The organism is Streptomyces hawaiiensis (genome assembly GCF_004803895.1).
Classification (GTDB): Bacteria; Actinomycetota; Actinomycetes; order Streptomycetales; family Streptomycetaceae; genus Streptomyces; species Streptomyces hawaiiensis.
In genome coordinates, this window is sequence record NZ_CP021978.1 from 6,989,883 (window position 1) to 7,002,649 (window position 12,767).

General features: G+C 70.4%; 10 protein-coding genes. 7 read left to right on the plus strand and 3 right to left on the minus strand.

What is annotated here, in order from left to right; all coding sequences use genetic code 11:
* Nucleotides 1-15 precede the first annotated feature (15 nt).
* Complete coding sequence (locus CEB94_RS32100) at nt 16-1,458, minus strand: family 43 glycosylhydrolase (protein ID WP_246111972.1); 1,443 nt, start codon at nt 1,456-1,458, stop codon at nt 16-18.
* Between the two features lie 244 nt (nt 1,459-1,702).
* A complete protein-coding gene (locus CEB94_RS32105; RefSeq protein WP_175435508.1) occupies nt 1,703-2,737 on the minus strand; it encodes a LacI family DNA-binding transcriptional regulator in 1,035 nt (344 codons plus the stop codon).
* A 312-nt stretch (nt 2,738-3,049) separates the two neighbouring features.
* Between CEB94_RS32105 and CEB94_RS32110 the strand changes: the two genes are divergently transcribed.
* From CEB94_RS32110 to CEB94_RS32135, 6 genes are all read left to right on the plus strand, one after another.
* The gene (locus tag CEB94_RS32110; RefSeq protein WP_175435509.1) at nt 3,050-4,360 is read left to right on the plus strand and encodes an ABC transporter substrate-binding protein; all 1,311 of its coding nucleotides are present in this window, start codon (nt 3,050-3,052) and stop codon (nt 4,358-4,360) included.
* 11 nt (nt 4,361-4,371) lie between these two features.
* A complete protein-coding gene (locus CEB94_RS32115) occupies nt 4,372-5,433 on the plus strand; it encodes a carbohydrate ABC transporter permease (RefSeq protein WP_175435510.1) in 1,062 nt (353 codons plus the stop codon).
* Nucleotides 5,430-6,263, plus strand: coding sequence for a carbohydrate ABC transporter permease (locus tag CEB94_RS32120; RefSeq protein WP_175435511.1), 834 nt, complete (start codon nt 5,430-5,432; stop codon nt 6,261-6,263). Before CEB94_RS32115 ends, CEB94_RS32120 begins: the two co-directional genes overlap by 4 nt.
* A 30-nt stretch (nt 6,264-6,293) precedes the next feature.
* Nucleotides 6,294-7,946, plus strand: coding sequence for a glycoside hydrolase family 13 protein (locus tag CEB94_RS32125; protein WP_175435512.1), 1,653 nt, complete (start codon nt 6,294-6,296; stop codon nt 7,944-7,946).
* Nucleotides 7,947-7,985: 39 nt separating this feature from the next.
* Nucleotides 7,986-8,849, plus strand: coding sequence for a helix-turn-helix domain-containing protein (locus CEB94_RS32130; RefSeq protein ID WP_175435513.1), 864 nt, complete (start codon nt 7,986-7,988; stop codon nt 8,847-8,849).
* A gap of 65 nt (nt 8,850-8,914) precedes the next feature.
* Nucleotides 8,915-9,367, plus strand: coding sequence for a VOC family protein (locus CEB94_RS32135; protein WP_175435514.1), 453 nt, complete (start codon nt 8,915-8,917; stop codon nt 9,365-9,367).
* A gap of 9 nt (nt 9,368-9,376) precedes the next feature.
* Here the strand turns inward: CEB94_RS32135 and CEB94_RS32140 are convergent, their stop codons facing one another.
* Entirely contained in the window at nt 9,377-10,906 is a 1,530-nt protein-coding gene (locus CEB94_RS32140; RefSeq protein WP_175437238.1) for an MFS transporter, read from the minus strand.
* 299 nt (nt 10,907-11,205) lie between these two features.
* On the opposite strand from CEB94_RS32140, the gene CEB94_RS32145 reads away from it, so the two are divergent.
* On the plus strand, nt 11,206-12,762 hold the full coding sequence (locus CEB94_RS32145; protein WP_175435515.1) for a Re/Si-specific NAD(P)(+) transhydrogenase subunit alpha: 1,557 nt from the start codon (nt 11,206-11,208) through the stop codon (nt 12,760-12,762).
* Nucleotides 12,763-12,767 lie beyond the last annotated feature (5 nt).

Sequence of the window (12,767 nt, forward strand, 5' to 3'; positions counted from 1 at the left end):
TGCATTTACCGTGCGTCACTGGGCGTAGAAGGTGGCGTCCGCCCGGTCGGTGGCCGTGCTCACCGCCTGCACGTTCAGCAGGAACTCCCAGTGGCGGACGTATCGCCCCGGGTAGTTGTAGGACTCGAACGACACACCGGCCGGGTCCGCGAGTCCGGCCCGCCGCTGGAAGGTCGCGTCGGACGCGAACTGAGCGCTGCCGTCGTTCTTCTCCAGCCACACCTCGAAGTTCTTGTGCCGCAGGTAGGAGCCGGGGAAGTTGGCCGACTCCAGCGAGACGGTGCCGCTGCCGGCGAGGCCCGGCACGACGCGGAACTGCGAGTCGGCGAGCTTGGTGACGTTCGCCTCGATCCGGGCCCGGTAGTCGTAGTGCCGGACGAACCGGTCGGGGAAGTTGTACGAGGAGAAGCGCTGCGGGGTGACCCCGTCGGCCACGGGGATGCCGAAGTTCGGGGTGCCGTCGGCGTTCCAGTACACCTTCTGCACGCGGGTGCGCCGGTTGGGATCGTTGAGGGGGTCGCCGGTGATGTCCTTGTAGCTGCGGTCGTGGTAGACGAGGATGTCGCTCTTTCCGTCCTCGGAGACCGTGAACGAGTTGTGGCCCGGACCGTACTGGCTGGTCGCGGCGCTGCTGGCGAACACCGGGGTGGGGCTCTTGCTCCAGGACGCCTGGCTGAGCAGGTCGGCGCCCGCGGAGGCGGTGAGCATGCCCAGGCAGTAGTTGGCGTCGGTGGCGCTCGCGGAGTAGGTCATGAAGATCTTGCCGCCGCGCTGGATCACGGCCGGGCCCTCGTTGACCTTGTAGCCGACGGTCTCCCAGGAGTAGGTGGGCCGCGACAGCATCACCGGAGTGCCGGTGATCGTCCAGGGGTTGGCCATCTTCGCCAGGTAGACGTCGGTGTTGTTGTTCACGGACGGGTCGCGCTGCGCCCAGGCCAGGTAGCGCACGCCGTTCACGACGAAGGTCGTGGCGTCGAGTGAGAAGCTCTCCCACTGGGTCTTGATCTGGCCCTTCTCCGTCCAGGAGGCGGTGAGCGGGTTGGCGCCGGTGCCCTCCAGGACGTACATCCGGATCGCCCACACGTCGTTGGTGGCGCCGGCGGCGAAGTAGACGTACCACTTGCCGTCGATGAAGTGGATCTCCGGCGCCCAGATGTGGGCGCCCATCACACCGCTGGCGTGCTTGGTCCAGATGGTGGTCTCGGAGGCCGTCTTCAGCCCCTGGATGGTGGTCGCCCGGCGCAGCACGATCCGGTCGTACTCGGGGACGGTCGCGGTGAAGTAGTAGTAACCGTCGGTGTGCTTGAAGATGTGCGGGTCGGCCCGCTTCTCCGCGATGGGGTTGGTGTAGGTGACGGCGGGGGAGTCGGGCACGGCGGCCTGGGCGGGCGCTCCCGCGAGGCAGGTCGCGAGGGCCATCAGGACGGCCAGGAGCAACCGAACGGCTATGCGTCTCAAGGGGGTTCTCCAGCGGGTGATCGGGGGGTGATCAACGGTGACCAAGGGATGGGGACGAGCCGCCTCTGTCCGTTATTTCGAACGTGGTTCGTGAATTCGGCCATGAAGTGGTCAGAAGATAAGGGGGGCTCTTACCGTCGTCAACGGTTCGGACAAGCCGGACGCGGGTCCCGGAGTGGCGGAGCGCCGACTGCCGACCGCCGGGCGCGCCCTTCTCGCAGAAGCCGGGGTGTCGCGATTTCCTTCAGGCAGACGGCGGTTGGGACTCTGGAACGCTCCGCGGGGCGGGCGGTGGGGCGGTGGTGGCCCGAGGGATCACATGGGTCGGCAGCACGAGGTGCCGTTCCCGGTCCGCGCCCGGCTCGTCGATGAGCGACAGAGCCAGCTCACCGGCCTCCCGGCCGATCCGTGAGGGTGACTGGGCCACGGTGGTCAGGTCGAACCACTGCGCCACCGGCTGGTCGTCGAAGCCGACGACCGACATCTGCCCGGGCACCTCGATCCGCGTCGCGCGCAGCGTCCAGATCACGGCGACGGCCACCTCGTCCTGCTCGGCGAAGACCGCGGTGGGCGGCTCCCGCAGGCCCAGCAGCCTGCCGACCGCCTCGGCGGCGCCCCGCTTGTCTCCCGCCGGGGTGGCGACCACCAGATCGTCGTCGAGGGGCAGGCCCGCCTCGCTCAGCGCCCGCCGGTAGCCGGTCAGCCGCTCCTGAGAACTGAAGGAGAAGCCGTCGGCGCCCACCGTCCGCACATGGGCGATCCGGCGGTGGCCGAGGTTCAGCAGATGCCGGGTGCCGTGCAGGGCGCCGGCCACATCGTCGACGTAGACGCTGGGGCGACCTGCGACGTGCTGGCTGACGTAGACGACCGGCATGGCCAGGTCGTCCAGCCGGGCCGTCTCCTCCTCGGTCAGGTCGAAGGAGAACACCAGCAGCGCGTCCGCGTTGCGCCGGGCCGGCAGACGCTCGAAGAACGCGGTGCGCTCGGCCATGCCGGGGATCACATACACCGTCAGTTCCATGCCGGCCGCCCGCAGGACGAGGGCGAGACCCGACAGGGCCGTACCCATGAACCACGAGCTGAGCGTCGGCACGAGCACCGCGACATTGCGGGTCCTGCCCGTCACCAGACTCGCGGCATGGCGGGAGACGGCGAAGTCCAGCTCCCGGGCCGCCTGTTCGACCCGGGCACGGACCTCGGGTGAGACGGTGGACAGGCCGCGCAGAGTGCGCGAGACCGTGGAGGTGGAGACCCCGGCGCGTTCCGCTACGTCAGCCATCGTGGGGTGCCGCTGACCTGGTGGCATGCGCCGGACGCTAGCACAGCGACGCCGCATCCGATGCAAGCCGCTGGCAGCGCTGTCTCACCTGATTCTTGCCCTTTTACGACGTCGGCGCGCATTGACTTCCCGATGGGGCACTCCTAGCGTGCAAACGTTGTCTCGACAGCTTCGAAGTCGCCCCGGAGGGACGCCTCTTAACCGCTGTGACCAGCTGTTTTTATCAGTGGAATGCCGTGGCAACGCAATCTCATGACCAAAGCCATTCCGGGGGAACAGTCACGACTTCGGTTCGTCAGACCAGGAGAGACAGTGAAGAGCAGCACCGCCAGAGCGATTCAGTGTTCCGCAGCGCTCGCCGCCGCCGGACTCCTCCTCACCGCCTGCGGCTCATCAGGCGGCGGCAGCGGTTCGGGCGGGTCCGCGCAGACGGCGTCGACGGCGGCGTTCAAGGGCCGCGGCCCCATCACCTACGCCGCGGGCAAGGACACCACCGGCACCGTCCAGACCGTCATCGACCGCTGGAACAAGGCCCACCCCAAGGAGAAGGTCACCTTCATCCAGCTGCCGACGGACGCCGACTCGCAGCGCCAGCAGATGATCCAGAACGCGGAGACGAAGTCCGACGCCTACACGGTGCTCGCCACCGACGTCGTGTGGACGTCGGAGTTCGCCGCCCACCAGTGGATCGAACCGCTGCCCGCGAGCCAGTTCCCGCTCGGCAAGATGCTCAAGCCGGTCGTGGAGACGGGCCAGTACCGAGGCAAGCTGTACGCGGTCCCCGCCAGCTCCAACGGCGGCCTGCTGTTCTACCGCACCGACCTGCTCAAGAAAGCCGGCATCACTCAGCCACCCACCACCTGGGCGCAGATGACCGCCGACTGCGCCAAGGTGAAGAAGCTCCCCGAGGCGAAGAGCATGTCCTGCTACGCCGGGCAGTTCCAGAAGTACGAAGGCCTCACGGTCAACTTCGCCGAGGCCGTCAACTCCGCCGGCGGCCGGATCGTCGACGCGAACGGCAAGCCGGACGTCGACACCCCGCAGGCGAAGAAGGGCCTGGACTTCCTCGTCAAGTCCTTCAAGGACGGGACGATCCCCAAGGAGGCCATCACCTACCAGGAGGAGGACGGGCGCCAGGCCTTCCAGTCCGGCAAGCTGGTCTTCCTCGACAACTGGCCCTACGTGTACTCCCTGGCCCAGAAGAGCGCCATCAAGGGCAAGTTCGCCGTCGCGCCCCTGCCCGGTCTCGACGGACCCGGTGCCTCCAGCCTCGGCGGCTCCAACCTGGCCCTGTCGTCCTTCGCCAAGAACAAGGCCACCGCGCTCGACTTCATGAAGTTCTTCACCAGCGAGGAGAGCTCGACCTACTTCCTGAAGAACGCCTCCCTCGCCTCGCCGTACGCGGACCTGTACGACAACGCCTCGCTGGACAAGCAGTTCCCGTACCTGCCGGACCTCAAGCAGTCCATCACCAAGGCCGTGCCCCGCCCCCGCGTCGTGCAGTACGGCGATGTGACCGCCGCGATCCAGAACGAGGTCTACCCGGCCCTCACCGGCAAGAAGAGCAGCGCACAGGCGCTGAAGGACCTGCAGTCGGACCTGCGCAAGCTGACGGCCCAGTGAGGGCGCGGGTCATGGCCGACACCGCGATCCCGCCCCGAACCGCCGCGCACCGTCCCGGGACGACGGCCACCCGCCGCCCCGGGCGGCCCCCGGCGTCCTCGCGACCGCGACGCCGCTCCCGGGCCACCGCCGGCACGGGCCGCCTCGCCGCGCTCCTGGTCTCCCCGACCCTGCTGGTCCTCACGATCGTCGTCATCTACCCGACGCTCATGGCGCTCGACGAGTCCCTGTACGGGGTGAAGGGCCTGGACCCCAAAACCGGGTTCATCAGCGCCACCGAGCCGTTCGTCGGGCTGAAGAACTACACCGACATCTTCACCCAGGCCGGCGACCGCTTCTGGAACGCCTTCTGGAACACCACCTTCTTCACTGTCGTCACGGTGTCCCTGGAGACGATGATCGGCGTGGCCATGGCGCTCATCATGCACCGGGCGTTCCGGGGCCGCGGCCTGGTCCGGGCGAGCATCCTGGTGCCCTGGGCGATCCCCACGGCCATCTCCGGACTGCTCTGGAAATGGATCTTCAACGCCGACGGCATCGCCAACGTCCTCCTCGGACACCAGGTGCTGTGGACCGCCGACGGCTTCTCCGCCAAGGTCGCGGTCGTCATCGCCGACGTGTGGAAGACCGCCCCTTTCGTCGGACTCCTCGTCCTGGCCGGCCTGCAGGTCATCCCCAAGGAGGTCTACGAGGCGGCCCGGCTCGACGGGGCGAGCGCCTTCCAGCAGTTCCGGCGCATCACCCTGCCCCTGGTGAAGCCGGCCCTGCTGGTGGCGGTGCTGTTCCGCTGCCTCGACGCGCTGCGCATGTTCGACCTGCCCTACATCCTCATCGGCGCCCAGAAGGGCTCCGTGGAGACCCTGTCGATGCTCGCCCAGAACGAGGCGTCCAACGTCCGCTTCGGCCCGGCCTCCGCCTACGCGGTCCTCCTCTTCCTCTACGTCTTCCTCATCGCGCTCGCCTTCGTGCGGCTGCTGGGCGCCGACCTGACCGGGGACGCCGGCGGCACGGGGAAGAGCGGGCGCCGCCGATCCAGGGTGGCGCGCCGCCGCGTGCGGGAGGTGACGGCATGACCCTCACGGCCAAGTGGCGGCAGTGGCTGCCGTATCTCGGCATCGCCCTGGTGGTGGCCTACTGCCTGGCCCCCTTCTACTGGATGCTGGTCTCCAGCCTCCGCGGCACCGACGACATCTTCAGCACGTCCCTGTTCCCCTCCCCGCTGTCCTTCGCGAACTACCGCTCCGTGTTCAGCCCGGCGCAGGGCTTCACCAAGGCTCTGCTCAACAGCCTGATCGTCGCGGGCGTCACCACCGCGCTGTCGCTGGTCCTCGCCACGTTCACCGCGTACGCGATGGCCCGGCTGGAGTTCCGCTTCAAACGGCTGATCCTGACCCTGATCATCGCCACGTCGATGTTCCCGGTGGTGTCGATCGTGGTGCCGCTGCTGAAGCTGTTCACGGACATCGGCTGGATCAACACCTACCAGTCGATGATCGTGCCCAGCATGTCCTTCACGCTGCCGCTGGCGGTGTGGAATCTGACCACGTTCTTCCGGCAGATGCCGGACGAGCTGGAGCAGGCCGCGATGGTGGACGGCTGCACCCGCGGCCAGGCCTTCCGCAAGGTCATCGTGCCGCTGGCGGCGCCGGGCATCTTCACCACCGCGATCATCACCTTCATCGCGGCCTGGAACGAGTTCCTCATCGCCCTGTCGATGACCAACAAGCCCGGCATGCAGACCGCGACGGTCGCCATCTCCAAGTTCTCCGGCGCCACGACCTACCAGACGCCGTTCGGCAGCCAGATGGCGGCCGGAATCGTCGTGACCATTCCGCTGGTGGTCATGGTGCTGCTCTTCCAGCGCCGTATCGTCGCCGGGCTCACCGCCGGCGCGGCCAAGTAGACACCCGCTGCCCAAGGAGCGAGATCCGCCGTGTACCTCACCGCACCCTGGTGGCGCAGTGCCGTCATCTACCAGGTCTACATCCGCAGTTTCGCCGACGGCAACGGCGACGGCATCGGCGACATCGCCGGCCTCCGCACGCGCCTGCCGTATCTGAAGTCGCTGGGCGTGGACGCCATCTGGATCAACCCGTGGTACAAGTCGCCCATGGCCGACCACGGTTACGACGTGGCCGATTTCCGGGACATCGACCCGCTGTTCGGGACGCTCACCGACGCCGAGCGGCTCATCGAGGAGGCGCACGCGCACGGGATCCGGGTGATCCCCGACCTCGTCCCCAACCACACCTCAGACCAGCACGCCTGGTTCCAGGCGGCGTTGCGGGCCGGCCCGGACAGTCCGGAGCGTGCGCGTTATGTCTTCCGCCCCGGTCGCGGACCCGGCGGGTCGGAGCCCCCGAACGACTGGGTGTCCTGTTTCGGCGGCCCGGCCTGGACCCGGCTGCCCGACGGCGACTGGTACCTGCACCTCTTCGCACCCGAGCAGCCCGACCTGAACTGGCAACACTCCGAGGTGCGGGAGGAGTTCGAGTCGATTCTGCGGTTCTGGTTCAGCCGGGGCGTGGACGGCTTCCGTATCGACGTCGCCCACGGGCTGATCAAGCACCCGGAACTGCCCGACCTGCCCCCGCGCGCGGAACCGGCGGTGGTGGGCCCGCTCACCCGCCGAGACGAGATCCACCCGCACCTCGACCATCCGCACTGGGACCGCGACGAGGTGCACGAGATATACCGGGCCTGGCGCAAGGTCGCCGACGAGTTCCCCGGCGAGCGCTCCTTCGTCGCCGAGGCCTGGGCGGACACCCCCGAGCGTCTCGCGGCCTACGTCCGGGCCGACGGCCTGCACACCGCCTTCAACTTCGACTTCCTCATGTGCGGTTGGGACGCCAAGGACCTGCGGGCGGTCGTCGACGACTCCCTCGCGATGCTCGGCGCGGTGGGCGCACCGGCCACCTGGGTGCTCTCCAACCACGACGTCATGCGCCACCCCAGCCGCTACGGCCGTACACCGGCCCGGAGCTGGACGGTCGACGCGCGCTATGAACCCGAAGGGCCCCTCGACCTCGCCCTGGGCGTCCGGCGCGCCCGGGCCGCCGCCCTGCTGATGCTCGCCCTGCCCGGCGGCGCCTACGTCTACCAGGGCGAGGAACTGGGTCTGCCCGAGGTCGAGGACCTGCCGGAGTCCGCCCTCCAGGACCCGATCTGGGAACGCTCCGGCCACACCGACCGGGGCCGGGACGGCTGCCGCGTGCCGATCCCCTGGTCCGGCGTAACGGCCCCCTACGGCTTCGGCGCCGGCGCCGGGCCCTGGCTGCCGCAGCCGGACGACTGGGCGGACCTCAGCGTCGAGGCCCAGACCGCAGACCCGGCCGCCATGCTGGAGCTCTACCGCACGGCCCTGCGCGTCCGCCGTGCCCACCCCGCCCTCGGCGACGGCACCATGACCTGGCGGGACGCTCCCGAGGGGGTGCTGTCCTTCAGCCGGGAGCCGGGCTTCGTCTGCGTGGTCAACCTCTCCACCGAGCCGTACGAGCTGCCCGGACACTCCGCGCTCCTGGTCTCCAGCGGCCCGCTCGAGGGCGGTGTGCTGGCGCCGGACCAGGCGGTGTGGCTGACGGTGTAGACGCCGGGAACCGCGCCGCCCGGGCCGTACGCTGGTGCCATGGCTCCTCGTACGGCTGGTACGGCTCGTCCGGCGGAGCGGACACCGGTCTCGCTCACGGTCCGGCCGTCGGTAGGCGCCCTGCTGCCGCTGATCGGCGCGATGGGCTACGCCGAGGGCAGGTTCGCGCACTCCGCCGAGCTCGCCCTGCCGACCGGCGCGGCGCAACTGCTGGTGAACCTGGACGGGGACTCCCTGTCCTCCTCCCCGCTGAAGGGCGCGGACCGGCGTACCCGGGGCGCGGCCGTGCACGGGCCCTACACGGAGCCGGCCCTGATCGACCCGGCGCAGCAGCGGGCCGTCGTCTGGGTGGCGTTCCGGCCCGGCGGGGCCCACCCCTTCCTGACCGCCCCGGTCTCCGCGGTCCGCGACGAGCTGGTCGGGCTCGACGAGCTGTGGGGAACGGACGGCGCGGTGCTGCGCGAGCGGCTGCTGGCGGCCATGGCCGCCGGTGGCCCGGCGGCCGGGCTGCGGGAGCTGGAGGCGGCCCTGCTGGCGCGGGCGGAACACCCCTTGGAGCCCGACCCGGCGGTCCGCCTCGCCGCGGCGCTGCTCGACCGCGGCACGCCCGTCGCCGAGGTCGCCGACCGGCTCGGCTGGACCGCCAGGCGGCTGGCCCGCAGATGCACCGAACAGCTGGGGCTCCCGCCCAAGCGGTATGCGCGCATCCGGCGCTTCCAGCGGCTGCTGGGCCGCGTGAACGCAGGGCACGGGGCGCCCGACTGGACGGTCCTCGCCGCGGACTGCGGCTACCACGACCAGGCCCATCTCATCCACGAGTTCCGCGCCCTCGCCGGGATCACGCCGACCGCGTACGCACCGCGCTCGCCGCTCGAACGCAACCACGTTCCGCTCGGCGGGTGACGGATTCCACCCGGCCGGCCGTTTTCTACAATCCACGCCCCCCCGGGACCCGCGATCGTGAAGGCATGACGAACGCAACCGGCGAACCCGCCGTCACCCGCCTCTACGCACGGCTCGTGGTCTGCGACGCGGCCCGGGCCGTCGACTTCTACCGGGACGCGCTCGGCGCCGAGGAGACCGAGCGGTACACCGGCCCCGACGGGACCATCGTGCACGCCATGCTGCGCCTCGGCGGGGCCGCGATCGCGGTCAAGGACGCCGACCCCGCGGACCCGGCGCCCACGTCCCTCGGCGGCAGCCCGGTGATCATGGCGCTCGACGTGTCCGACGCCGACGCCGTGGCCGAGGCCATGCTGAGGCGCGGGGCGACGGTGGTGTACCCCGTCGCCGACCAGCACTACGGGCAGCGCGGCGGCCGCCTCGCCGACCCGTTCGGCCATCTCTGGATGATCTCCCAGACCATCGAGGACCTGACGCCCGGTGAGATCCAGCGGCGTACCGACGAACTGTTCACCTGACGGCCGGCGTCAGCGGGCCTGCCCGGCCGGTTCCGCCACCTCGGCGTGTGCGTCCACCTTGCCGCCCGGGTGCCGCAGGGCGCACAGGAAGCCGATGCCCAGAGCGATGGCCATGCCGTAGAACACCCACTGGTTGGCCTCGGCGAAGTCCATGCGTATCGCGGACATCGACTCCCGGGTCGCCTCGGCGGCGGGGCCGGTGCCGGTGGGCGGCCGGGAGTCGCCGCTGCCGGTGATCGACTCGGTGACGTCGCGGGCCACGGTGTCCGCGTCGGCGGCGGACATGCCCCGGGACGTCAGGGTGCCCACCACGTTGTCGGTCGTGACGTGGGTCAGGATCGTGCCGTAGACGGCCAGTCCCACGCACGCCGCGTAGTTGCGCACGGTCTGGGTGATGCCGGTGACCTCGCCGTACGAGGCGCCGATGGCCCGGTTGACGGCGTCCGTGGAGGCCGGCGCCAGGACGAAGCCGATGCCGGCTCCGGCCAGGGCCGCGTAGGGCCACTGGTCGTGCATGGACAGGTCGGTGAGCTTGCCCGCCCACAGGGCGAAACCGACGCAGCCCACGGCCGTGCCCAGCTTCAGCGCCGGGCGCGCGCCCTTCTTGTCGAGGATCCGGCCGCCCCACTGCGAGGCGATGGCGAAGCCCACGAAGAAGTACAGCAGGAACAGCGCCGCCTGGTTCGGCGAGGCGCTCAGGGACACCTGGGCGTACACGGAGGTGAAGAAGAACAGCGGGACGAAGGCGAGCATCGAGAAGAACAGCACCGCCGCGTCCACGGTGAACGCCTTGTCCCGGAAGACCCGCAGGTCGATCAGCGGTTGCTCCACCTGCCGCTCGAAGCGGACGAACCCGGCGAGTATCGCGAGGCCGCCCGCGATGCACACCCAGGTCGCCCAGCTGTCCCAGCCCCAGGACCAGGCCTGCTGGAAGCCGAGGACGCTCAGGCCCATGCCGGCCGCGATCAGGGCGGCTCCCGGGACGTCCAGGGTGCCGGACCGCCGCCGGTCGGAGATGTGCGCCAGGGCCGTGAGGACCAGCGCCACGATCGCCACGGGGACGTTGACCCAGAACACGGCGCGCCACGTCCAGTTCGTGAGCCAGCCGCCCAGCAGCGGGCCGATGGCGGTCAGCGCGCCGGTGACCCCGAAGAACAGGGCGAGGGCACGCCCGCGCCGCTCCACCGGGAACACCGCCACCACCACGGCCAGCGCAGCGGGGAACAGCAGCGCCGCCCCCAGCCCCTGGGTGGCGCGGAAGATGATCAGCCAGGCCTGTGCGGCGCCGCCCTCGGGGACACAGCCGCACAGCACCGACGAGACGACGAACACCAGCGTGCCGATCACGACGATCCGGCGCGGTCCGTAGAGGTCCGCGAGACGGCCGCCGAGGGCGAAGAACGCCGCGAGGGCCAGCAGGTAGGCGTTGACCACCCACTGCATGCCGGAGGACGACAGACCCAGTTCGCGGACGATGTCCGGAGCCGCGATCGACACGATGGTCTGGTCGATGAACGTCATGGCGACGGCGAACATCATCGCCGCCAGCGCGACAGTCTGCTGCGGTGCGGATCGGGAGGGGGCCGCGGCCTCGCCGCGCCCCGGGCGCGTGCTGCTCACGCCATCAGTCTGCGCCCGGCCGTGGGGTGTCGCATCACAGGACTCCTCCGCCCCGGGCGTCACACTGATACCCCCGAAACGCCTCCCTGGCAACCCCTGGGCGGTGTGAGGACAGCCTCCTCGGCCATGTGACCACGGCCCGCCACGGATGCCGCGTCGAACGTGCAGGATGCGGGCACCAAGGAGGACAGGCAGTCGAACGACGGGAGAGGCAGACGATGGTCCCAGCGGAACCGCAACCCCAGCGGATCGGCATACCGGCCGAATCCACTGCGGGCGAGACCAGGGTGGCGGCCACGCCCGCCACCGTGGGGAGACTTGTCGCGCTCGGGTACGACGTGGTGGTCGAACCGGGAGCGGGAGCCTCGTCCCGCTTCTCCGACGCGGCGTACGAGGAGGCGGGAGCCCGGCTCGGCGACCCGTGGCAGGCGGAGATCCTGCTCAAGGTCAACGCCCCCTCCAGCGAGGAGACCGGCCGGCTGCCCGACGGGGCGACACTGATCGCGCTGATCGGCCCCGCCCACAACCCGGAACTGGTCGAGGAACTGGCGCGGCGGCCGATCACCGTGCTCGCCATGGACGCCGTCCCGCGCATCTCGCGCGCCCAGTCCCTGGACGTCCTCAGCTCGATGGCGAACATCGCCGGCTACCGGGCCGTGGTCGAGGCGGCGCACGCCTTCGGCCGCTTCTTCACCGGCCAGGTGACCGCCGCCGGCAAGGTGCCGCCCGCCAAGGTGCTGGTGGCCGGGGCCGGGGTGGCCGGGCTCGCGGCCGTCGGCGCGGCCCGCAGTCTCGGCGCCGTGGTCCGCGCCACCGACCCCCGTCCCGAGGTCGCCGAGCAGGTGCGCTCCCTGGGCGGGGAGTTCCTCACGGTGACCGCCGAGCAGGAGGTGAGCACCGACGGCTACGCCAAGGCCACCTCCGAGGACTACAACCGGCTCGCCGCGCAGCTCTACGCCGAGCAGGCCGCCGACGTCGACATCATCATCACCACCGCGCTGATCCCGGGCCGCCCCGCGCCGCGGCTGATCACCGCCGAGGACGTCGCGCGCATGAAGCCCGGCAGCGTGATCGTCGACATGGCCGCGGCCCAGGGCGGCAACGTCGAGGGCACGGTCGCCGGGAAGGCCGTCGTCACCGACAACGACGTGACGATCATCGGCTACACGGATCTGCCCGGCCGGCTCCCCGCCCAGGCCTCGCAGCTGTACGGCACGAACATCGTCAACCTGCTGAAGCTGCTCACCCCCGGCAAGGACGGCCGGCTCGTCCTCGACTTCGACGACGTGGTGCAGCGCTCGATGACCGTGGTCCGCGAGGGCGAGAAGACCTGGCCACCGCCCCCGGTCCAGGTGTCCGCCGCACCCGCCCCGGCCGGGGCGAAGGAGCCGGAACCGGCCCCCGCCGAAACACCGGCGAAGCCCTCCCGCCCGGCCTGGTCCTCGTACGCCCTGGTCGCCGCCGGAGCGCTCGCGCTGTTCCTGGTGACGGCCTTCTCGCCGAGTGAACTCCTCGGCCACTTCACGGTGTTCGTCCTGGCGATCGTCATCGGCTTCTACGTCATCGGCAACGTGCACCACGCGCTGCACACCCCGCTGATGTCGGTGACCAACGCCATCTCCGGCATCGTCGTGGTCGGCGCGCTGTTGCAGATCGGGCAGGGGGACACCGCCGTCACCGTGCTGTCGTTCGCCGCGATCCTGCTGGCGAGCATCAACATCTTCGGCGGATTCGCCGTCACCCGCCGCATGCTCGGCATGTTCTCGAAGGGCTGATCACG